Consider the following 21,589-nt stretch of genomic DNA (forward strand, 5'->3'; position numbering starts at 1 on the left):
TGGCGGTACGGAGGATGCAGATCAAGTTGCACCGGTGGGCGGTCGAAGCCCCTAACCGCCGCTTCGGTGACCTGTTCAACCTCGTCTATGACCCGGCGTTCTTGATGCACGCGTGGGAGCGCGTGTCCTCCAACGCCGGAGGACGAACTCCGGGAAGCGACCGGGTCACAACGTCCCAGGTCGAGACCCGGATCGGGGTCGAGGCGTTCCTGGCGCAGATTCGCACCTGGCTGAAGTCGGGCGAGTACGAGCCTGCCGAGGTGCGGCAGGTGATGATTCCCAAAGCGGGCGGCAAGCTGCGCAAGCTGGGCATCCCCACCATCGCCGACCGAGTGGTCCAGGCCAGCCTCAAGGCGGTGCTGGAGCCCATCTTCGAGGCGGACTTTCGGCCGTCCTCGTATGGGTTTCGCCCTAACCGGCGAGCGCACGACGCCGTCGCCGAGATTCACCATGTGTCCTCGGGCTCCAACAAGTACCACTGGATCCTGGAGGCCGACATCCACGCCTGTTTCGATGAGATCGATCACACGGCGTTGATGACCCGGCTGCGGGCAAGGATCTCCGACAAGCGCGTGAATACGCTGGTGAAGGCGTTCCTGAAGTCCGGGGTCATGACGACCATCGGAGATTGGGAAGCGACACCGGCCGGAACACCCCAGGGCGGCGTCCTGTCCCCGCTGCTGGCCAACATCGCCTTATCCGCGCTGGACGAGCACTTCGACCAGCAATGGCAACAGGAGATGCGGACCGACAAGCGGCGGGCCCGGCGCAGAAGGAACGGCCTGGGCAACTGGCGGCTCATCCGATACGCCGACGACTTCGTGGTGGTCGTATCGGGCGAACGCCACCATGCCGAGGCTCTGCGCCAGGAGGTAACAGGCCTGCTCGCCCCGCTGGGGTTGCGGCTGTCACCAGCCAAGACCCGCGTCGTCCATATCGATGAGGGCTTCGACTTCCTCGGCTTCCACATCAGAAGGCAGCGCAAACGAGGAACGCAGAAGTACTACGTCTACACCAAACCGTCCAAGAGAGCGATCCAAGCGATCAAGGACAAGGTGAAAGACCGAACACGCAGGGCCTACCAGGACATGCGCCGGGATGAGCTGTTGATCAGCTTGAACCGGATGCTGCGCGGATGGGCGAACTACTTCCGGCACGGAGTGTCCAAGGCGATCTTCGGCGCGATCGATAACCACGCGTGGCATCGCATCGTCGGCTGGATCTTCCACAAGCACTCCCGGGTCAGCTGGCAACAGCTACGCCGCCGGTTCTGCCTACCCGGTACCTGGAAACTGGCCTGCAACGGCGTCGAGTTCACCGGCGCGTCCAGCGTCAAAGTGAGCCGCTACCGCTATCGCGGAGCCAAGATTCCGACGCCGTGGACACCGCGACCGGCAACCGCCGTTGCTGGCGGTTGACCCCGGGCAAGACACGTGGAGAGCCCGGTGCATGGAGACGTGCACGTCGGGTTCGGCGGGCGGGTCGGGGAAACGGGCTGATCGCAAGGTCAGCACCGCGCTCCGACCCGACCCAACCACGCCCCAAACCGGGTTGATCTTGTGTCGTGACCTGCCCCGTTGATGCTGGACGGTCATGGCGCGCGCCCCGATTGTGACGTGCCACAGTTGATGTCGCTGTTTCTGTCGCGCTCCTGGCGAATCGATCAACGACTCGCCGCCAGGACGTCAACTGGTCACCTCACACGTACGCCTACACGCGAGCCAGAACCTTCACGCCCTTGCCGATGACGTAGAGCCGGTTGCCCAGCGATGCGGCGGCGAGTGCGGTGTTGGTGGTGCCGCCTCCCTGGACTTCGGGCCAGCCGTCGAACGGGTGGCCGTCAGCGGCGGAGTTCACCGTAGACGTGGTTGTCCCCCATTTGTTCCTCCCCAGTTTGGTTCTTAGTAGGGGGTGGGAGCGGTGGTGTTGCCGCTAGGCGGACCAGGCCAGTGCGTTGCGAATGTTGGGCAGGCGCCAGGAGCAGTGCGGTATGGGATGCCTCGGATTTCGCCCAGTGACAAGCGGAGAGAATTCGATCTCGCCAGGGTCTGCGGCAACTCGCCGGCCCTGGCCTCGGCGGCCTCGGCTTGCTGCCGGGCACTGCGCTCAGCGGCCTGGGCGACAGTGAGCTGAGCACGCGCGTCGCCGAGCTGGTCACGGACGGCGGCGAGGTCCGCATGATCGTCAGCAGCGTGGTCAGGGTGTCGCGCACCAGGTCGGCGTGGCCTTCGTCGGCCAGGCCGGGCAAGGCGGTGTCCATACGCTCTGCCTTACCGCCAGGGCCGCTGGGCCGGCGCGCCATGCCTTCCTCACCGCAGGCGACACCCTCGTCGTGCCCTCCCTGGACCGCTACGGCCGCTCTCTGGCCGACCTCATCACCATGGTCGGCGAGCTGCGCAAGCGCGAGATCGGCTTCACCTCGCTGCACGAGAACCTCGACACCACCACTCCGGGCGGGCGTCTGATCTTCCATGTCTTCGCCGCGTTGGCCGAGTTCATCCGCGAGCTCATCGTCGCCGGCACCCGCGACGGCCTGGCCGCCGTCAAAGCGCGCGGCCGCACCGAGGACCGCCCCACCGTCGTCGCCCCCGAGCTGCTGCGCGCCGCCCGCGACATGCTGCCCAACCCCGACAACTCGATCACCTCGATCGCCAACCTGCTCAACACGTCAGCCCAGGCACGCTCTACAACCACCTCCCTGACCTACGGCAGCTCCGCGAACACGGCCGACGCGAACTCACCGGCGAGCAGCAGCCGCCGACGTAGGATCCTCCACACCCGTGCCACGGCCTACTCACACGCCGCCGCCAGGTTGGCCTGCACAACCTTCGTCACCGGATGATCTGGACCCAGCACCCGCTCGCAGTCGGCCAGCGTCTGTTCGTACAGGGGGATGGCCCGGCCCAGATCCCCCGCCAACCCGTAGGCGTAGGCGAGGTGGTTAAGGGAGTCCAGAGTGTCGGGGTGGTCGGCGCCCAGCACCCGCTCGCGGTCGGCCAGCGTCTGTTCGTACAGGGGGATGGCCCGGCCCAGATCTCCCGCCGCCTGATAGGCGCCCGCGAGGTTGCTGCGGGATTTCAGGGCGGAGGGGTGGTCGGCGCCCAGCACCCGCTCCCGATCGGCCAGCGTCGCCTCCAACAGCGGGACAGCCCGGCCCAGATCCCCCGCCAATGCGTAGGCGGCGCCGAGGTTGCTGCGGAAGGTCAGGGTGGCAGGATGGTCGGCGCCCAGCACCTGCTCGCAGGCGGTCAGTGTCGCCTCGTACAGGGGGATGGCCCGGCCCAGATCCCCCGCCGCCTGATAGGCGTAGGCGAGGTTGCTGCGGGATTTCAAGGTGGAGGGGTGGTCGACACCCAGCACCCGCTCACAGTCGGTCAGTGTCGCCTCGTACAGGGGGATGGCCCGGCCCAGATCCCCCGCCGCCTGATAGGTGGCGGCGAGGTTGTTGCGGGAGGACAGAGTGTCGGGGTGGTCGGCGCCCAGCACCCGCTCGCGGTCGGCCAGCGTGGCCTCGTACACGGGGATGGCCCGGCCCAGATCCCCCGCCGCGTAGTGGACGGCGGCGAGGTTGTTGCGGGAGGTCAGGGTGTCGGGGTGGTCGGCGCCCAGCACCCGCTCATACACCGTGCGCGCGCGTTCTAAGGATGCGATCGCACGGGCGATGGCCCCCTGATCGTTGAGGAAAAGGCCGGTCAGGTTGAGCAGGCGGGCGATGGTGGCGGTGTCTGCATCTGGGGTTGTGTGACTGACCAGGGCCTCGACGTGCGGCAGCAGGGCCCGCCAAGTCGGCCACCCAGCCGGATCCTCCCACGATACGGGCACGGCATCGTCAAGCAGGCTGGTGGCGTGACCACGGGCGGTGTCGATGTCGGCAGCGCGGCGATGGGGATCGTCCGGGTCGGCAGTACGGGCAACGGCCTGGACCAGCCGATGCACCGTGACCGTCTGGCCGTCGAAGGTGATCATGTTGTAGGCGGCCAGCTCACCCAGCGCGTGCTGCACCTGCGGCGGGCCGACTGCCAGACCGTCCAGCAGGGTGCGGGGGATCGGCTCGGCGCCGTACCAGGCCAGGATGCGCAACAGGTCACCGGCCAGCGGGGTGTCGGCCAGGCGGGCGAGGGTGAGCCGCCAGATGCGGGCGATGGTGCGTTCGGCGGCGGCGCCGCGGGCGGCCCGGTCGTGCATCAACGCCGGATACTCTCGCAACAGCTGCAGGTAGCCGCCCGGGGCTAGCCGGGTCTGGTACAGGTACGCGCCCGCCTGCTCGATCGCCAGCGGCAGGCAGCCCAGCTCCCGCACCAGCTCCGGGGCGCCCTCCAGACCGTCCGCCCTCTGGCCGGGGGTGGCAGTCTGAGTGAGCAGGTCGACCGCGTCGCTCTCGGGCAGCACATCCAGCTGCAGCACCTGGGCACCCAGGCGGTGCCAGCCCTGGCCGAGCCGGCTGGTCACCAGCACCCGCCCGGACAACGTCCGGCCCAGCAGCGGCGCCACATCGGCCGGATCGGTGACATCGTCCAAAACCAGCAGCCACCCGTCATGAGCGGCCAGCCAGGTACACACTCGCTCGGCCAGCACCTCCAGCGGCAGCGCCGCAGCCAGCTCCGGCTCCAGCGCGGCGGCCAGCGCGGCCAGGCCGGCCTGCACCGCGGTCGGGCTGTCGGCGGTGATCCACCACACCGGATTACAGACCGTGGCCTGGGCGCGGGCGTAGCGGGCGGCCAGGGTGGACTTGCCCACCCCGCCCAGCCCGTGCACCGCGGCCACCACCACCTCGCCACCGCGCTCCAGCGCCGCCTCCAGCGCGGCCAACTCCTCGTCGCGCCCGACGAACAGCCCGACGTGCGGGAGGTTCACCGTCCGCGGCGAGGCGGCCACCTGCTCAACCGGCCGCGCGGTCGGCACCGTCTCATGGATGATCAGGTCACGCCCGGCCTGATACACCCGGCCGTGCCCGGAGGCGCGGCCCTCTATCGAGGTGCGCGGGTCATCGCTCATGGATGATCTGGTCTCGGCCGGCCTGGTAGACCCGGCCGTGCCCGCTCGCACTCGCCTTCAGCACCAGCGAACCGACCCGCTCCTGATCGGCCGGCTCCAGCGCCGGGGTGAGCACCTCCTCCACCACCTGTTTGATCTCCGCAGCGAGGGGAAGGATCGGCGCGCAGCAGCTGCTGCAGCCGCAGCTGCCTGGACCCAGTCAGGGCCTGCTCAGTGTCGGCGTCGCCGTCCCGGCGGTCCTGGAGCACCTGCTCGCGGACCTCGGCCAGCTCCGCCTCGACGGCCTCTGCCTGCTCGGGGCGGCCCCTGCGCCACAGCGTGACCACACCATCGCGGACCGACTGCCAGGCGTCGGTGGCCATGGCGGTCACCAGCGCGGTGCCCGCGGCTAAAACGATCGGATCCAAGCTGACCCCTCACGGCCGACGTACGGCCTCCACGGTAGAACCGGCCCTGGCCGCCCCACCCCCAGAACCGCAGATAATCACCCGAAGTCACTAAAGCTCGGCGACGCGACCGCATTGCCTACCGCGCCAGGTCGACCAGGACTCATCGAGGGCATCGGGGACGGGCAAGGCCCCGTTACCGCAGATAATGGCTCACTATCTGCGATAGCGAATCCGAGCTCGCCTCGGACTACCTGCTTGCTGTCAAAGTCCGGTCCTCAGTGCCGGAGGCCCTCTCGTCCCCGCTCGGCGGGAGCGGAGTGCAAGCTGGCAATCGCGGCTACGACCTGACCGTGTGCGGGGAGGCTGGCGTGGCGGAACTGGTAGAGCGGGCCTACGGTCCGCAGCAGCCCGAGGCGGTGCATGTCATCTAGAAACGGGATCAACCTGCGAGGTAGGCGGCGTTGGGTCAAGAGGGTGATCATGCAGGCCAACCACGCGTGGTGACGCCCAAATATCAGCCCGCCGACGAACATGCTCATGCCGAGCAGCACCAGTACACCCCAGCGGGGTGGCGGTCACCGAGGCCAGTGCTGGAGCCGATCCCGAGCGGATGGCTGCCAGGGTCGGGTCCCAGTCGTAGCGGGGCTCGGGCGGCAGGCACGTGTGGAGATAAGTAGCCGCGATGGATGGGGTGAGCGCGGTGGGGGCAATGACGGCCGCAGCCGTCACCACGAGCTCGGCCCACGCCCCGGACCGGCGGGAGTGCCGATCCGGGCGGTGCTCGTCTGCCTGATGATCTCCATCCACCGCAGCGGCAAAGCCACCCTCGCCGAAGCCTGGCGGCTGGCCGCCTTCTGCCTGTCCCCGACCGCCCGACAGCATCTGGGACTGGACCCCAACCGGCCACCAGCCGACGATCCGCACGCCTGCCTGGCCGACAACCGGAAATCGGCCGCTTCACCCCCCTCATCACGGGCCTGTACGTCTTCATCTTGCTCATGCCCTCCCTGGCGATGCTCGGGCCGATCGCCGCCGTGCTCGCCATCGGCGGCTGGGGCATCTGCTCCGCCCTGCTGGGCGCCGCCACCCGCCGGCGACTCCTGGAACTGCGGGAGATGGGCGGATCCGTACGAGCGTGCTCCGGCTCGTTCCTTGAGGCATGGCGCCGGACCGAGACGAGGTGGGCCGGTAGCACGTTGTTCGGCTCGATCGTGGTGGGCGGCCCGGCGTGCTCGAAGTCTGGAGCGGCGAGCGGTAATCGCAAGAGGGATAACCCTTAGACCGTCGCCGGGTTTGCCACGATGTGGCGGACCTGCTGCGGGGCGCATGGTTGAGCCATCGGAAACGAGATCACAACCTCTCCAGGAGCTCACCATGAACCGCTCGACCCGCACCCTGGCCGCCGCCGTCACCTTCGCCGCCACCGTGGCCTCCGGGCTCGCCGCCGCCGCTCCCGCACAGGCCGGCACGTGCGCGATCCAGCCGTACGGGCTGATCGGCGACTACTGGCGCTCGCTGGGCGCCGGGAACGGCCCTCTCGGCTGCCCCACCGGCAAGGAGTACAGCCTGCCCAACCAGAACGGGCGCAAGCAGCGCTTCGAAGGCGGCCAGGTGGCCTTCTCCCCGGACCAGGGCACGAACATGATCGTCGCGGCGTACGAGTCGAACGGCAAGGCGGTGTTCCGCTGGGGGCCGACGAGCCCGTTCAACTACGACTACTGGCGCATCCACTGGACGGCCAGCCCCAACATCGGCCTGATCGGCTTCCCCGGCCACGACGTCACCGTGCGCACCTCCTCCCGCACCGCGGGCAAGATCACCGGCTACCCTCCGGCCGGGGTGACCAACAGCGCGGGCTACCACGCGACGTACACCTTCTGGATCCAGGGCTGCGACGACAAGCTCACCGGCGACACCTGCCGTCAGGGGTACACCATCCCCGTGTCCGTCAACGCGTGAGGTTCGGTCGCGAGGTCCGGCAGCCCTGGGCGGCCGGGCCTTCGTGCTGTCAGACTCGATCGCATGCGGGTAGTGATCTGTGATGATTCGGCCCTCTTCCGAAGAGGGTTGGCGCTGCTGCTCGGCGCGGTGGGAGTCGAGGTGGCGGCCCAGGCGCGTGACGTCACGGAGCTGTGGGCGGAGCTGGGCGCGCATCGGGTGGACGCGGCGATCCTCGACGTGCGGATGCCGCCGACGTTCACCGACGAGGGCCTGGCCGCGGCGATCGAGGTGCGGGAGCGGTACCCGGAGCTGGGCGTGCTCGTGCTGTCGACGTACGCGGAGGGCGCCTACGCCGCCCGCCTGCTCGACGCGAGCCCGCGCGGGGTCGGCTATCTGCTCAAGGACCGGGTGGACGACGCCGCGGCGCTGCGTTCCGCGCTGGAGCGGGTGGCCTCCGGCGGCGCGGTGGTCGACCCGGAGATCGTGGGCATTCTGCTGCAGCAGCGTCACGAGGAGACGACGCTGGGCAGGCTCACCGACCGCGAGCGCGACGTGCTTCGGCTCATGGCGGAGGGCAGGTCCAACGCGGCCATCGCCCGTACGCTGTTCCTGGGCACCAAGACGGTCGAGGCGCACATCGCCGCGGTGCTGACCAAGCTCGGCCTGAGCCCGGCGGCCGAGGACAACCGGCGGGTGCTCGCGGTGCTCACCTGGCTGCGCATGGAGGGCGCCGATGTCCGTGCGAATCGTGATCGCTGAGGACTCCCTGCTGGTCAGAGAGGGCGTCCGCCGGCTGCTCGACCTGCAGGAGGACTTCCGGGTCGTGGCGGCCTGCGCGGACCTGCCCGAGCTGCTGTCCGCCGTGGACGAGCACGGCCCCGACGTCGTGGTGACCGACATCAGGATGCCGCCCGGCTTCGCCGACGAAGGGATCGCCGCCGCGATCCGGCTGCGGAGCAGTCACCCCGGGGTGGGCGTGGTGGTGCTGTCGCAGTATGCCGAGCCCGCCTACGCCACGCCGCTGCTGGCGGGCGGCAGTGCCGGACGGGCGTACCTGCTGAAGGAGCGGGTCAGCGACCCTCGGTCGCTGGTCGAGGCGGTGCGGGCGGTGGCGGCAGGCGGCTCGGTCATCGACCCGGCCGTCGTGGAGGCCCTGGTGGCCGACTCGATCCACGCGCGCTCCTCACCGCTGGCGACGCTGACCGGCCGCGAGCGCGACGTGCTGGCCCACATCGCGCAGGGCAAGAGCAACGCCGCGGTCGGGGCCGCGCTGTTCCTCACGGAGCGGGCCGTGGAGAAGCACATCAACGCGCTCTTCGCCAAGCTGGGGCTGGGCCCCGAGCCCGACACGAACCGGCGGGTGATGGCGGTGCTGCTCTACCTGTCCGCGCGGTCGGGGGATGCTAGCACCCGCTGACTGTAGTGGTCCCTCCCTTGGGAGGCAGGCCGGAAAGGAGGACGCTGGAGACATGACAGGGGTCGACGTCCTCATCGTTGACGACCAGGCGACCTTCCGCTCGGTGGCCAGGACGCTCGTCCGGCTGCTGCCAGGCTGGCGCGTGGTCGGCGAGGCCACGACCGGCGAGGAGGCCTACGACCAGGCGGCGCTCGAGCGGCCCACGATGATCCTGATGGACATCAACCTGCCGGGCATCAGCGGGATCGAGGCCACCCGGAGGATCCTGGCGCGGGCGCCGGAGACGAAGATCGTTCTGCTGTCGACGTACGCGGCCGACGACCTGCCTCCCGACGCGCGCACGTGCGGCGCGCTCACGTACATCCGCAAGGACGACCTCACCCCCGCGGCCCTGCGCGCCCTCTCCTGACCTGCCCTGCTGAGCGGTCAGTCGCGGCGCAGGGCCAGCCGGGCCGCCTGCAGGCCGCCCATGCCGTGCACGCCCCCGCCGGGTGGCGTGCTCGACGAGCAGATGTACAGCCCGGGAACCGGCGTGGCCCACGGGTGCGGTGAGTAGCGGGGACGGCGGGCGAACTGCGCGAGCGACGCCTCGCCGCCGCCGATGTCCCCGCCGACCAGGTTGGCGTTGCGGGCCTGGAGCGCGGCGGGGCCGAGGGCGTGGCGGGCGAGCACGAGGTCGCGGAAGCCGGGCGCGAAACGTTCGATCTGTGCCTCGATGGCGTCCGTCATGTCCCGGGCGGAGCCGTTGGGCACGTGGCAGTAGGCCCACAGCACGTGCCGCCCCTCGGGCGCGCGCGTGGGGTCGGCCACGGTCGGCTGCGTGAGCAGCACGTACGGCCGGGCCGGGTGCCGCCCGGCGGCCACCTCGGCCTCGCTCAGCATGATCTCCTCAAGCGTTCCGCCCAGGTGGACGGTCCCCGCCAGGCCGACGGACGGGTCACGCCACGGCACCGGGCCCGACAGCGCCCAGTCGAGCTTGAAGACGCCGGGGCCGTAGCGGAAACGGGACAGACGGCGCCGGTAGCGGGGCGGCAGCCGGTCGCCCGCGACGTCCAGGACCTGGCGCGGCGTGAGGTCGAGCAGCACCGACCTGGCTGGTGGCAGCTCCTTCAGGTCCTGTACGGGGTGCCCGCTGACGACCTCGCCGCCGTTCGCCACGAGCCTGGCGACCAGCGCGTCGGCCACCGTCTGGGAGCCGCCTGCGGCCATCGGCCAGCCGACGTGGTGTGCCAGGACGGCCAGCAGCAGCCCGTACCCGGAGGTGATCGGGGAGCGCAGGTCGAGCATGGAGTGCGCGGCCATGCCCGCGAGCACGGCCCGTCCGCGTTCGGTGCGGAAGAGCGTACGACCGAGCACGGCCGCGGGCAGGGCGGCCGCGGCGCCGAACCTGGCCGCGGCCAGCGGCGCGCGCGGCGGTGACAGCGGCGCGAGAAACGTGTCCACGAGCGGGTCGCCGGCGCGGACGGCGGCGCCGACGGTGGCCCGCCAGGCCGCCGCGTCCTTGCCCAGTTCCCGGGCCGTCCGCTCCAGGTCGCGGTGGACGACCACGGCGGGCTGCCCGTCCAGCGGATGGGCCGCCGCGACGGGCGCGTGCGCCCACTCGACACCTGCCCGCCCGGTGCCCGGGTCGGCGCCAGGCCGGTCGAGGTGCAGGCCGCGGAAGGCCGGGCTGGCGACGGCCAGGGCGAGGACCGTGGCGCACACGTCGTGGCGGAAGCCGGGCAGGGTGAGCTCCTCGGTACGCAGGCCGCCGCCGAAGCGGCCCGCCGCCTCCAGAAGGAGCACGCGACGCCCGGCCTCCGCCAGTGTCACGGCCGCGACCAGGCCGTTCGGCCCCGAACCGACCACCACCGCGTCGAACCCATCAGCCCTACTCACCGCCGTCTCCCACCGCCCGCGACACGGCGGGCCCAGAAACGGGCGTGTCGGGGATGGGGATGTCGCCGCGCACGGCCGTGCCCGCGCCCGGCGCGGACTCCACGCGCAACACGCCGCCGATCGCGCCCAGCCGGTCTGCCATGTTCACGAATCCGTGGCCCTCGTTCCCGTGGGCGTCGAAGCCGACGCCGTCGTCGATCACCGCGAAGCTGAGCCTGCCCTTCTCCGCCTGGATGCTCACCTCGATGGTGGCGCCCGCTCCCGCGTACTTGCCCGCGTTCTGGACGGCCTCCAGGCAGCAGAAGTACACGGCGGCCTCGACCTGCTCCGGGTAACGCCGCGGCAGCTCCACGTTGACCTGGTACGGCAGCGCGACCCGCCGGGTGACCGAGCGCAGCGCCTCGCCGAGGCCGTGGTTGCGCAGCAGCGGCGGGTAGATGCCGTGCGCGAGCTCGCGGAAGGCGGCGTTGGCGTTCTGCACGTCGGTACGCAGCTCTTCGAGCAGTTCGGCGGCCATCCCTGGGTCGTCCTTGATGATCTCCCTGACCAGGCCGAGCTTCACCGACAGCGCGACCAGGTGCTGCTGGGCGCCGTCGTGCAGGTCACGCTCGATGGCCCGGCGCGAGGCGTCGGCGGCGGTGACGATGCGCAGGCGGGACGCCTGGAGCTCCTCGTTGCGCTGGCGCAGCTCCTCCAGGGACGCCTGCAGGGCGTTGTCCAGCCGCATGTTGTGCAGGGCCAGGCCGACCTGGCGGGCCAGCTCGATCAGCACCCGGTCGTCCTCGTCGGTGAACTCGACGCCCTCGGGCGGCCGCCGTACGACGAGCAGGCCGAGCAGCTCACCGAGGTGGGCGGCGGGCGCGACCCGGATGAGGGAGCCGGCGGGATACCCGTCGAGCAGGGCGGGCAGCCATACCGTCAGCCAGGCGTTGCCGCCGATCCTGGTGCGGCCCACGACGAGGCGTTCGCTGTCGTTGAGCGTGATCTGCGCCTCGGGGCGCTCGGGGACGCTGGACGTGAGGTGCAGCAGCCCCGCCGTCCCCACCCACACCTCCGCGCCCTGGGGGCCGAGGGTGGCGCGCAGCGACTCGACGAGCTGCAGCAGCAGCTCGTCGAAGGGCACCGCGCGGCTCATCCGCGCGCCGAACGAGGCCAGGGCCTCCTCGGGGGTACGGCCGCGCCGGCCCAGCATGGACTGGCCGACCGAGACGAGCCGGAAGCGCAGCGGCAGCGCGAGCACGACGGCGATCAGCGCGGCCATCACGCTCGCGAGCAGCACGTCGTGCTCGGCGCCCACCGGCTCGTGGCCGAGGCCGATCACGACGACCAGATAGACGGCGACCACGAGCAGGCCCAACCCGGCGACGACCACCGCCTCGACCAGGGCCCGCTCGGCGAGCCTGGACACGGCCGGGATCTGGGCCAGCATCAGGCCGGCGGGCAGCACCACCATGGCGGCCAGCAGCCACGGCAGCAGCGTGCCGTCGCCGGGCATGCCGAGCAGCAGGTTCAGCGCGATCAGGACGGCGTCCGCGGCGGCGGTCACCACGGCCGCGGCCCCCACCCACTGCAGCACGCGGCGGTGGGTGGCGGGGGCGCGCGGGCAGCGGACCAGCACGCCGATCAGCGCCGCCGTCCCCGCCGCGGCGATCCACGCGATGACCCCGCCCGTCGTGACCGGCAGCCAGATCGCCCACGCGGCGGCGACGGCCAGGCCGGCGGTGGCGGTGATGCGGCGCGGCCACGACCCGATCAGGCCCTCGGGCAGGCTGAGGGCGCACACCAGCCAGGCCACCACCGCCACCGGCGCGACCCGGGGCCACACGGTGGCGGCGATCTGCGCGGCCAGGACCAGCCCGGCCGTGCGCGCGAGCAGCGGCCGGTCGGCGAAGAGCGCCGCGGCGGCGGCCCCCGCCCAGGCCACGCCGAGCACGACGGAGGCGACCGCGTACGCGTCGAGTCCGGTGCCCGCGGCGACGGCCGCCGCGACGGTCCCGAGCGCCAGCGTGCCGATCGGCGGGACGAGGGTGTGGGTCATGGCTCACTCCGCCCGCAGGACGTGACCGATGCGCAACTGGCCGGCCATCCTGCCCGGCCAGGCCGCGAGGAGGTTGGCCAGCAGCAGCGTCAGCGGGCCGACCAGGAGCAGCGCCCAGACGGCGACCGGCGGCACGTACGCCAGCGGCATGATGTCGGCGACCACGCGCCACAGCGTGCGCCCGACCGCGAGCCCGAGCGGGACGCCGAAGGCCAGCCCGGCCGACGCGAGCAGCGTGGCCTGGGTGACGACGGCCCACCTGGCCTGCCAGCGGGTCATGCCCAGCGCCCGAAGCACGGCGACCTCGTGACGCCTGCGCCGCACCGCGGTGGCCAGTGCGTGGCCGACCGCGCCGAGGGCCAGCAGGGCGAGGAAGCCCGCCAGCAGCAGGGGCAGAGCCTGCACGTCGCGGATCTGCCGTACCTGCTGGATCTCCAGCGGGTCGGTGAACGCCACGCCGGGCCGTCCCGCGGCCTTGGCGGCCACGGCCGTCAGCCTGGCCCTGACCTTCTCCAGATCGGCCCCCGGCCGCAGTGCGACCTCGGCGACGTGGAACTTGAAGGGATAGTGGGCGCCGCCGAACAGCGCGTCGTACCCGGCCGGGGTGACCCAGGCGCCGTCGCTGTAGTCGTTGTGCGGGCCCATCGGCAGGAACGAGATGCCGGTGACGGTGAGCCGGGTCGTCTTCTGCCCGCCGCCGAGCGTCACCCGGTCGCCGACCTTGACGCCGAACTGCGAGGCGCTGACCGGCGCGAGCGCGATCTCCTCCGCCGACGACGGCAGGCGCCCGTCGAGCATGAGCACGTCGATGGGGCGGCCGACCGGACGGAACGTGTACGCGGTGACGGACACTCCTGGCTCGCCTGCGGCGCCTGCCGGTGGCGACTCGGCGACCGCAATCTTGCCGTCGTTCACGCCGATGACGTCGGGGTCCTTGGCCACCTCCGCCAGCACCTTGTCGACCGGGACGAACTCCTGGCCGTTCAACCCGAGGAACGTTTCGAGCTGGTATGCCTGGCCGAACCTGATCGGATGTTCGGCGGCGTCGTTGACCCCGGCGGAGAAGGTGAACGCGGCCAGCACGCCGAACACCCCGGCGATTGCGCCGAACAGCGCGGGCCGTACCGGGACGGCGCCGCGGCCCCGGCCGGGTTCCAGCGCGAACCTCGCCCCGACGACGAACGGCACCGGCAGGCCCGCCCGGCTCGCGGCCATTGCCACGGCCGAGCGCCGGCCGCTGTGCTCGCCGGTGCGCCGGAGCAGCGCCGCGGCGGCGGCGGTGCCCGCGAGGACCAGCAGCGGGATGAACAGCCAGCCGCCGCCGAGGACCAGCCAGTCGATGTCGAACCCGGGCTCGGGCTCGTACAAGGCGGCGGCGCCGATGGGCATCCAGATCGAGGCGACCGCGGCGGCCACGACCGCGAGCGTGCTCCCGGCGAGCGCGGCGAGGAACGGGCCGGCGGACGCGGCCCCGACGGCCTGCCGTGGCGTCATTCCGACCGCCCGCAGCAACCGCAGGTCCACCATGGTCGCCGCCGTGTAGCGGGCGATCGACTGGCCGACGAGCACGATGGCGGCGGCCAGCGCGGCCAGGCCGAAGGCCAGCAGCGAGGCGGCTTCGAAGTGATTCAGGTTGCGGGCCGGTGTCACCCACTTCAGCTCCCAGTCCCAGATGTCGATGTCGCTGCGCTTACTGACCACGGCCAGGTCGCGGCGGAACGCCTCCAGGCCCGCCCTGCCGTCCTTCAGCCGTACCATCGCGTTGACGTAGCCGTTGGGGCCGAGGATGTTCTCCTTGTACGCGGCGTACAGGCCCGGCGTGGGCACGACGACTCCCCTGTCGCCGACGATCTTGTCGGAGAACCAGGGCGACCGGATGACGCCGACGATCGTCGCCGGGACGCGGGGGCCCTTCATGGGCTCGGTCGCGGGGTCGTAGTCGTCGCTGGACGCCTGTTCCCCGGACATCAGCTCCAGCGTGAGCCTGTCGCCGACCTTCTTGTGATAGGCCGTCAGGAACTGGGAGGTGACCATCACCTCGTCCGCCCTGGCGGGGTCGGCCATGCGTCCTTCGATGACCACGGGCCGCTCGATGGTGTTCAGGACGTTGCCGTCGGCGGGCGGGAAGGCGGAGATCTGGGCGGAGTTGGGGATGCCCGCGACGCCGAACCCGGACACCGGGAACTGCGTCAGCGTCTCCACCTCGGGCAGCGCCGCCACGGCCGCCCAGTCGAAGCCGGGTTGGTTGGGCAGCACGACGATGGTGAGCGGCAGGGTGCGCGCGGCCAGCCGGTCGATCGCGGTGTCGCCGCGCCGCGCCCCGGCCAGCGAGGCCAGCACGGTGCCGCCGGCGAACGCCACCAGGAGGGCCAGGACGAGCAGCGACCGCCAGCGGCGGCGCAGCTCCAGGCGGAGCCAGGTCGATATCACGCGATCACTCCGTACGCAGGACGTGGCCGACGTTCACCCGGGCGGCCTGCCGTCCCGGCCAGACGGCCAGCAGGTTGACGCCGAGGAGAGCGGCGGGGCCGATGAGCAGCAACGCGGGCAGCGCATCGGGGGGCTGGTAGAACAGCGGCGTCTGGTCGGCCACGATCCGCCAGAGCGTACGGCCGAGCGCCAGTCCCAGGGGCACCCCGAAGGCCAGCCCGATCATCGCGAGCAGCGTGGCCTGGGTGACGACCACGACCCTGGTCTGGGCCCTGGTCATGCCGAGGGCCCGCAGCACCGCCAGCTCGTGCCGCCTGCGCCGTACGGCGGTGGCCAGCGCGTGCCCGACGGCGCCGGCGGCGAGCGCGATGAGGAACGTGCCGAGCAGGGCGGGCAGCACCAGCAGGTTCCGCACCTCGGTGGACTCCTCGGGCGGCTGACCCGGCTCGGCGACGATCTTCCCGGCGCCGGGAAGCGCGCCGATCGACTCCCGGAAGCGGCCGGTGAACTGCTGCAGGTCCGTGCCGGGGCGCACCGAGACGACGGCGAGATGGTATTTGGACGTGTCGCCGAAGGACCTGCGGAAGCCCTCGCGGGTGAGCCAGCCGCCGTCGTCGTAGTTGTTGTGCGAACCGGCGATGACGAATCCCACGCCGGTGACCTTGAGCGTGACACCCGACAGCGTGACCGTGCCGCCGACGTCCACGCCCAGCTCTTTCGCCGAGGTCACCGCGAGCGCCACCTCGTCGGGGCGTTCGGGCAGCCGTCCCCTGTCCAGAACGGCCGGGAAGTCCGTGCCTTCCGGGCGGGAGTACACGGTCACCGACGTCCGCGGGGAGTTCAGCACGCCCACGTACGTCTCCATGACGTGGGTGACGTCCGGGTCCTTCGCGAGGGCGGCCAGGACGGGTCCTGCCTGGCCGAACTCGGTGCCGCCCTCGCCCAGGTAGGCCATGATCCGGTGCGTCATGCCGAACCGCTCGGGGTGGCCGGCCGCGTCGGAGACCCCGGCGGAGAAGGTGAAGGCGGCCAGCACGCCGAGCACGCCGACGACCGAGCCGAGCAGCGCCGGCCGTACGGGGACGCGGCCGTTGCCGTGGCCGGGCTCCAGGGCGAAGCGCGCCCCGACGAGCAGGGGCAGCGGCAGCCCGGCCCGCGCGGCGGCGAGCGCCACGGCCGAGCGCCTGACGGGTGCGTCGTCCCGTCCGGCGCGGCGCGCGAACCAGCCGCTCGCGAGGGCTCCCGCGAGCACCAGCAGCGGCACGGCGGCGCAACCGGCCAGCAGGACCGGCCAGTCGAGGTCGAATCCCGGCGACGGCTCGTACAGGGCGGCCATGCCGACCGGCATCCAGGGCGAGGCCGCCGCCGCGCCGGCGGCCCCGAGGAGCGTGCCGGCCACGGAGACGAGCGTGGGCGCGGCCACGGCCAGGGCGAGCGCCTGCCTCGGGGTGAGGCCGGAGGCCCGCAGGGCCTGCAGGTCGCCGAGCCCGGCCGCGACGTATCTGGAGACGGACTGGCCGACGAGCACGAGCGCCGCCACCAGCACGGCCAGGGCGAAGGCCAGCAGCGCCCCGCTCTCGAAGCGCACGACCTTCCTGGCGTGCGCGGCGTCGTCCTCCAGGTTCATCAGCTCGATGTCGCTCCTGCCGGTCACTTTCGCCAGCCCGGCCTGGAAGCTCGCCAGGTCCGCGTCGCCGCGCTTGAGCCGGACCAGGGCGTTCACGATGCCGTACGTCTTGTGGGTGCCGATGAAGTTCGCCGGATGGTCGCCGAACAGGGCGGGCGACACCAGGACCTCGCCCTGCCCACTGAGCTTGTCGCCGTACCAGGGGCCGCGGGCGACGCCGACGACGCGGGCGGGGATGACCGGGCCGTGCGGGTCGCCGTCGAAGTCGGGGGCCTCGGCCTCGCCGGGGGTCATCAGGCGCAGTGTGATCCGGTCGCCGACGTCCAGGGGGGACAGGGCGGTGACGGCCACCTCGTCGGCCCTGGCCGGGTCGGGCAGGCGGCCCTCCAGCACGACGGGTTTCTCGATGGTCCGGTAGGTCTCGGGGCCGCGTGGCGGCAGGTAGCCGTAGTAGTCCGGCAGCTCCTCGACGAAGAAGGGGGCGACGGCGATCTCGCCCACCGCGGCGACCTCGGGCAGCGCGCGCACCAGGTCCCAGTCGAAGTCCGGGTCGTTCGGGAGGGCGGCGACCGTGGCGGGCAGCGTACGCGCCAGCAGGCGGTCCACCGTGGCGGCGCCGCGGCGGGCGCCCGCCACCGAGGCGAGCACCATGCCTGCGGCCAGCGCCACCAGCAGGCCGAGCACCGCCAGCGACCTCCACCGGCGGCGTAACTCCAGCTGCAGCCAGAGCCGCGTCACGAGACCCTGCCGTCGCGCATCAGCACTGTCCGGCCGGCGCCGGCCGCGACGTCGGCGGAGTGCGTGACCATGACGATGGTCTGCCCGTCCTCGTGCAGGCGGCGGAACAGCTCCAGCACCTCCAGGCCGCCCTCGCTGTCCAGCGCGCCGGTCGGCTCGTCGGCCAGCAGCAGCGTCGGCTCGTTGACCAGGGCCCTGGCGATGGCCAGGCGCTGGCGCTGGCCGCCGGAGAGCACCGCGGGCACCTGCTGGGCGCGGTCGCCGAGACCCAGCAGGTCGAGCAGGTCACGGGCGCGGCTCTCCGCGGCCCGCCGCTTCCGGCCGGCCAGCACGCCCGGCATGACCAGGTTGTCCAGCGACGAGACGCCGTCGAGCAGGTTGAAGAACTGGAACACGAAGCCGATGTGGTGGCGGCGGAAACGGGCCAGCCAGTCCTCGTCGCGGCCGTCGATCCGCTCCCCCGCGACCTCGATGCCGCCCTCGTCCACGGTGTCGAGGCCGGCGATCACGTTCAGCAGGGTCGACTTGCCGCATCCCGACGGGCCCATCACCGCCACGAACTCACCCTGCTGGATGTCGAGGTCGACGCCGCGCAGCGCGCGGACGGGCGCGAGCTCGGCGGCGAAGGTCCTGCGGGCCCCGCGGATGCGTACGGCGGGCGCGGTGGCGAGGTCGCCGACCGGGACGTCGGTCTCCAAGGAGGACATATCAGTTCCCCTCCAGGTGGTAAGCGTTCACGGGATTGGCGCGGCCCTTGACGGTCCGCGGGCCGAGCGGGCGCCAGGACCAGCCGTCGCCGCCGGCGCGCACAGTCGACTCCGCGGCCACGGTGCCGGCCGGCCGGGCGAGGTCCTGCATGCGCTGCGCGAGGTTCACGGTGTCTCCGACGAGGGTGTACTCCACTCGTTCATCGCTTCCGAGTAGGGCCGCCGCTACGTCGCCCGTTGACAGGCCGATCCCGAGATCGAACGGAGCCAGACCGCGCGGGGACCATTCGGCGTCCAGCTCGCGCTGGCGGGCGTGCATGTCGCAGGCGGCGCGCACCGCCTGCCCGGCGTGACCGTCCGACGGGTCGGGGGCGCCGAAGACCGCCATGACGGCGTCCCCGACGTACTGCATGACGGTGCCCCCGGCGCCGACGACGGCCGCGTTCATGGCCCGCCGGTGCGCGTTGAGCTGGACGGCGAGCACGGCCGGGTCGGTGGCCTCGGCGATGCCGGAGTAGCCGCGGACGTCCGACATCAGGACGGTGACGTCCAGCCGCTCCGTCCTGCCGAACGCGCCGCGGTCTCGGCGCAGTTTGTCGGCCAGGCCGTTCGGCAGCAGCCTGGACAGCGTCTCGCCCTGCTCCTCGCGGCGCAGGATCGCGGTGTGCAGCATCCGCAGCCGCCGCAGCGCGCCCTGCCGACCGGCGGAGGCGCCCTTGGCCAGGTCGAGGAAGAGCTGCTCGACGGCGGCGTTGACGGACTCGGGCGGGCGGCCGAGCGACACCGCGATGGCCTTGACCGGGCGGCCCTCGGCCACCTGCCGCAGCAGCTCCTCCTCCGGAGGCGACAGCTCGCCCTCGTCGCGGGCGGGCTCGATCAGCTCCCGTACGAGCGAGGGGTCGATCAGCGACCCGCCGGCGGCCACCTCCTTGATGGCCCTGCCGAGCAGTCCTGCGTCGCCGACCCGGTCCTTCAGCAGGTACGCGTATCCGGCGGCGCCCCCTTCGAGCAGCCTGATGGCGTATTCGGGATCGTCGTACTGGCTGAGCACCACGACCCCGGTGCCCGGCAGCCGCTTGCGTACCTCGCGGGCCGCCTCGATGCCCTCGTCCTGGAAGGTGGGAGGCATCCTGATGTCGGTGACGATCACCTGGGGGCGCAGCCGTACAGCGCGCTCGACGAGCTCGTCGTAGTCGGCGGCGAGGCCGGCCACGTCGAGAGCGGCGTCACGCAGCAGAAGGGCGCGCACGCCTTCGCGGACGATCAGATTGTCGTCCGCGAGCACCACCGTGATGCGATCCACAAGGTGGATTAGACAATGGCGCGTTCCCTTGCGGCCAGGGTGTCAGGACGACGGGTTGGGGGTGCTGGCACCCCCTCGATTCCGCAGGGTGCCGCCCTCGCCCGTCGGGCGGCGCGCGCGCAGGGTGTGGTCATGAGAATCGAATCGCACGTGACTTCGCTCTCGTGGATCCCGTCGGAGGCGGTCAAGGGGTACACCAAGCCCGCGTTCACGATGGGCATCACGCACTACGACGACCCGCCGCCCGACGTCGTCGGCGACCTCGAGGCGCTGCGCGCGGCGGGTGGCTTCAGGTTCGCCAACCGGCTGACGGCGTGGGCCGAGTTCGACGGCGACCGGCTCGTCCGCTACGGCAGCGGCGGTGGCCTGATCATGGGCTCCACCACGGTGCGGCTGGGTCCGCTCGGGGTGACGTTCGCCGCCTTCAGCCTGCCCGACCTGCGGCCGGAGCCCGAGACGGGAGACGGCTGGGTGCGCTTCACGCAGAGCGCGGGCGGCAGGACCGCGCTGCCGTTCCCGCGCCGCGTCTCCCGCCCTCCCTACCTGCGGCTGCAGTCGCCGCTGGTGTGGACGACGCTGTCGCTGACGCTGCACGCCGACGGCCGGGCCGAACTGTCTCTCGACGGCGCGAGCCCCTTCCCCCGACACTGGGTGTACGGCGCGGACGAGAGGCTCACGCTCAAGGCGGGCGTGACCGACTTCGCCAGGTGGGCCGCCCAGCAGGGCCCCGAGCACACGCCGTGGGGGACGGAGGACTCCCTCGTCCTGGTCACCGCGGCCGAGACCGCGCTGGAGCGGGAGATGTCCTCCATGATCATGCGCGGCGGCGTCAGGCCACGGATCCGCTCGCTGAAGGAAGGTGAGGTGCTGATGCGCCAGGGCGACCCGGGCTCGTCGCTGTTCCTGCTGCTCGACGGCGTCATCGGCATAGACGTGGATGGCCGGCCGCTGCCCGAGCTGGGCCCCGGCGCGATCCTCGGCGAGCGCGCAGTCCTGGAGGGAGGTCGGCGCACGGCCACGCTCACCGCGCTCACCCCCATCCGGGTGGCCGAGGCCCCGGCTGACCTCATCGCCATCGAGGCCCTGTTCCGCCTGGCCGAAGGCCACCACCGCGAAGATCTCTCGGAGGTTCGGTGAGGGTCGCTCTCCTCGGCGTGCGAGGCTCGACGCCGGCTCCCGGCGCGGGCTTCGTCAGATACGGCGGCCACACGAGCTGTGTCGCCGTACTGCCCGACGACTCCGACGTGCCCCGCCTGGTCCTCGACGCGGGCACGGGCCTGCGCGGGCTGCCCGCGCTGCTGGCCGGGCGGGCCTACGAAGGCTCGATCATCCTGACCCACCTGCACTGGGACCACGTGCAGGGTCTGCCCTTCTGCCCTCCGCTCGACCACCCGGACTCACGGGTGGACCTGTACCTGCCCGCCCCCGATCCGCTGGCCGTGCTGACCCGGCTCATGTCGCCTCCCTACTTCCCCATCACCCCTGCCGGGCTGCACGGCCGCTGGCGGTTCCTGTGCTCGGCCGGCGGCCCGATGGAGGGGTACGAGGTGCGGGTGGCCGAGATCGTGCACAAGGGCGGCACGGCCCATGGGATCCGGGTCGAGGGCGGCGGGAGGTCGCTGGCGTACCTGCCCGACCACAGTCCCCAGCTCGGCAGCCCGGCGGCCGAAGACCTGGCCGCCGGGGTGGACGTGCTCCTGCACGACGGTCAGTTCCGCCCGGCCGAACAGGCGCTCGCCGACGCCTACGGCCACGCCACGGTCCCCGACGCGCTGGCGTTCGCGGCCCGCTGCGGCGCCCGCCGCCTGGTGCTCACCCACCATGCCCCGAGCCGTACGGACGACGAACTGGACATCCTGGCCAAGGAGTACCGCGAGGTGGAGTTCGCCCGCGAGGGCGACATTCTCACGATCTGACACGGCAGCCCAGGCCGGTCCCCCGAGGCCGGGGTGGTGAGGTGGGCCCTGCGATGACTTTTGAAGCGGTACACGGTGAGCCGAGTTCGGTCAGCGCTTCCGGACGGTCGAGCTGGGCGAGGGCGTCGAAGCTGATCCACGCGTCCTGGTCCCGCGCCAGGGTCCAGCGCTGGTCCTCACCCCATCCGTGGGCGGCCGGCCCGGCGTCCA

The 21,589-nt window shown here is 72.0% G+C and carries 18 protein-coding genes; 9 read left to right on the forward strand and 9 right to left on the reverse strand.

All coding sequences use genetic code 11. The features are described from left to right. A partial coding sequence (gene ltrA, locus ACIBI9_RS63930) for a group II intron reverse transcriptase/maturase (protein WP_397238265.1) occupies nucleotides 1–1,418 on the forward strand: 1,418 nt, incomplete at its 5' end. 292 nt (nucleotides 1,419–1,710) lie between these two features. On the opposite strand, the gene ACIBI9_RS63935 is transcribed toward ltrA, so the two are convergent. Beyond that, entirely contained in the window at nucleotides 1,711–1,857 is a 147-nt protein-coding gene (locus tag ACIBI9_RS63935) for a hypothetical protein (protein ID WP_397238267.1), read from the reverse strand. Nucleotides 1,858–2,332: 475 nt separating this feature from the next. Between ACIBI9_RS63935 and ACIBI9_RS63940 the strand changes: the two genes are divergently transcribed. Further along, nucleotides 2,333–2,842, forward strand: coding sequence for a recombinase family protein (locus ACIBI9_RS63940; RefSeq protein WP_397238269.1), 510 nt, complete (start codon nucleotides 2,333–2,335; stop codon nucleotides 2,840–2,842). On the opposite strand, the gene fxsT is transcribed toward ACIBI9_RS63940, so the two are convergent. Together fxsT and ACIBI9_RS63950 are read right to left on the reverse strand one after the other, a co-directional pair. Then, nucleotides 2,791–4,995: an FxSxx-COOH system tetratricopeptide repeat protein gene (gene fxsT / locus ACIBI9_RS63945; RefSeq protein WP_397238271.1), complete on the reverse strand. Its 2,205-nt coding sequence runs from the start codon at nucleotides 4,993–4,995 to the stop codon at nucleotides 2,791–2,793. The two genes, ACIBI9_RS63940 and fxsT, sit on opposite strands and share 52 nt — an antisense overlap. Further along, nucleotides 4,985–5,119, reverse strand: coding sequence for a hypothetical protein (locus ACIBI9_RS63950; protein WP_397238273.1), 135 nt, complete (start codon nucleotides 5,117–5,119; stop codon nucleotides 4,985–4,987). The genes fxsT and ACIBI9_RS63950 overlap by 11 nt, the downstream gene beginning before the upstream one ends. A 1,263-nt stretch (nucleotides 5,120–6,382) precedes the next feature. On the opposite strand from ACIBI9_RS63950, the gene ACIBI9_RS63955 reads away from it, so the two are divergent. The 5 genes from ACIBI9_RS63955 to ACIBI9_RS63975 all read left to right on the forward strand — a co-directional run bounded on the left by ACIBI9_RS63955 (nucleotide 6,383) and on the right by ACIBI9_RS63975 (nucleotide 9,151). Beyond that, a complete protein-coding gene (locus ACIBI9_RS63955; protein WP_397238275.1) occupies nucleotides 6,383–6,664 on the forward strand; it encodes a hypothetical protein in 282 nt (93 codons plus the stop codon). Between the two features lie 94 nt (nucleotides 6,665–6,758). After that, complete coding sequence (locus tag ACIBI9_RS63960; RefSeq protein WP_397238277.1) at nucleotides 6,759–7,343, forward strand: LGFP repeat-containing protein; 585 nt, start codon at nucleotides 6,759–6,761, stop codon at nucleotides 7,341–7,343. A gap of 63 nt (nucleotides 7,344–7,406) precedes the next feature. After that, nucleotides 7,407–8,084: a LuxR C-terminal-related transcriptional regulator gene (locus ACIBI9_RS63965; protein WP_397238279.1), complete on the forward strand. Its 678-nt coding sequence runs from the start codon at nucleotides 7,407–7,409 to the stop codon at nucleotides 8,082–8,084. Then, a complete protein-coding gene (locus tag ACIBI9_RS63970) occupies nucleotides 8,059–8,742 on the forward strand; it encodes a response regulator (protein WP_397238281.1) in 684 nt (227 codons plus the stop codon). Before ACIBI9_RS63965 ends, ACIBI9_RS63970 begins: the two co-directional genes overlap by 26 nt. A gap of 52 nt (nucleotides 8,743–8,794) precedes the next feature. After that, the gene (locus ACIBI9_RS63975) at nucleotides 8,795–9,151 is read left to right on the forward strand and encodes a response regulator transcription factor (protein ID WP_364856166.1); all 357 of its coding nucleotides are present in this window, start codon (nucleotides 8,795–8,797) and stop codon (nucleotides 9,149–9,151) included. A 17-nt stretch (nucleotides 9,152–9,168) separates the two neighbouring features. Here ACIBI9_RS63975 and ACIBI9_RS63980 read toward each other — a convergent pair whose 3' ends face one another. Genes ACIBI9_RS63980 through ACIBI9_RS64005 form a run of 6 tightly spaced genes read right to left on the reverse strand, consistent with a single transcriptional unit; the run spans nucleotide 9,169 to nucleotide 19,463 of the window. Continuing rightward, nucleotides 9,169–10,620: a phytoene desaturase family protein gene (locus ACIBI9_RS63980; protein WP_397238283.1), complete on the reverse strand. Its 1,452-nt coding sequence runs from the start codon at nucleotides 10,618–10,620 to the stop codon at nucleotides 9,169–9,171. Continuing rightward, nucleotides 10,613–12,658: a histidine kinase gene (locus ACIBI9_RS63985; RefSeq protein WP_397238285.1), complete on the reverse strand. Its 2,046-nt coding sequence runs from the start codon at nucleotides 12,656–12,658 to the stop codon at nucleotides 10,613–10,615. The genes ACIBI9_RS63980 and ACIBI9_RS63985 overlap by 8 nt, the downstream gene beginning before the upstream one ends. Before the next feature lie 3 nt (nucleotides 12,659–12,661). After that, the gene (locus ACIBI9_RS63990; protein WP_397238287.1) at nucleotides 12,662–15,088 is read right to left on the reverse strand and encodes an ABC transporter permease; all 2,427 of its coding nucleotides are present in this window, start codon (nucleotides 15,086–15,088) and stop codon (nucleotides 12,662–12,664) included. Between the two features lie 4 nt (nucleotides 15,089–15,092). Next, the gene (locus ACIBI9_RS63995; RefSeq protein ID WP_397238289.1) at nucleotides 15,093–17,453 is read right to left on the reverse strand and encodes an ABC transporter permease; all 2,361 of its coding nucleotides are present in this window, start codon (nucleotides 17,451–17,453) and stop codon (nucleotides 15,093–15,095) included. Continuing rightward, entirely contained in the window at nucleotides 17,450–18,160 is a 711-nt protein-coding gene (locus ACIBI9_RS64000) for an ABC transporter ATP-binding protein (protein WP_397238291.1), read from the reverse strand. The genes ACIBI9_RS63995 and ACIBI9_RS64000 overlap by 4 nt, the downstream gene beginning before the upstream one ends. 1 nt (nucleotide 18,161) lies before the next feature. Beyond that, complete coding sequence (locus ACIBI9_RS64005) at nucleotides 18,162–19,463, reverse strand: adenylate/guanylate cyclase domain-containing protein (protein ID WP_397238293.1); 1,302 nt, start codon at nucleotides 19,461–19,463, stop codon at nucleotides 18,162–18,164. Nucleotides 19,464–19,595: 132 nt separating this feature from the next. On the opposite strand from ACIBI9_RS64005, the gene ACIBI9_RS64010 reads away from it, so the two are divergent. After that, nucleotides 19,596–20,600, forward strand: coding sequence for a cyclic nucleotide-binding domain-containing protein (locus tag ACIBI9_RS64010; protein ID WP_397238295.1), 1,005 nt, complete (start codon nucleotides 19,596–19,598; stop codon nucleotides 20,598–20,600). After that, nucleotides 20,597–21,379 (forward strand): MBL fold metallo-hydrolase, encoded by a 783-nt coding sequence (locus tag ACIBI9_RS64015; protein ID WP_397238297.1) that lies wholly within the window; start codon nucleotides 20,597–20,599, stop codon nucleotides 21,377–21,379. The genes ACIBI9_RS64010 and ACIBI9_RS64015 overlap by 4 nt, the downstream gene beginning before the upstream one ends. Nucleotides 21,380–21,589 lie beyond the last annotated feature (210 nt).

Source organism: Nonomuraea sp. NPDC050451 (genome assembly GCF_044458585.1).

Bases quoted from the DNA above. Each gene is read 5' to 3' on its own strand.
- ACIBI9_RS64010 (WP_397238295.1), top strand. From the start codon at position 19,596: ATGAGAATCGAATCGCACGTGACTTCGCTCTCGTGGATCCCGTCGGAG.
- ACIBI9_RS63970 (WP_397238281.1), top strand. From the start codon at position 8,059: ATGTCCGTGCGAATCGTGATCGCTGAGGACTCCCTGCTGGTCAGAGAG.
- ACIBI9_RS64000 (WP_397238291.1), bottom strand. From the start codon at position 18,160: ATGTCCTCCTTGGAGACCGACGTCCCGGTCGGCGACCTCGCCACCGCG.
- ACIBI9_RS63985 (WP_397238285.1), bottom strand. From the start codon at position 12,658: ATGACCCACACCCTCGTCCCGCCGATCGGCACGCTGGCGCTCGGGACC.
- ACIBI9_RS63965 (WP_397238279.1), top strand. From the start codon at position 7,407: ATGCGGGTAGTGATCTGTGATGATTCGGCCCTCTTCCGAAGAGGGTTG.
- ACIBI9_RS63960 (WP_397238277.1), top strand. From the start codon at position 6,759: ATGAACCGCTCGACCCGCACCCTGGCCGCCGCCGTCACCTTCGCCGCC.
- ACIBI9_RS63975 (WP_364856166.1), top strand. From the start codon at position 8,795: ATGACAGGGGTCGACGTCCTCATCGTTGACGACCAGGCGACCTTCCGC.
- fxsT (WP_397238271.1), bottom strand. From the start codon at position 4,995: ATGAGCGATGACCCGCGCACCTCGATAGAGGGCCGCGCCTCCGGGCAC.
- ACIBI9_RS63955 (WP_397238275.1), top strand. From the start codon at position 6,383: ATGCCCTCCCTGGCGATGCTCGGGCCGATCGCCGCCGTGCTCGCCATC.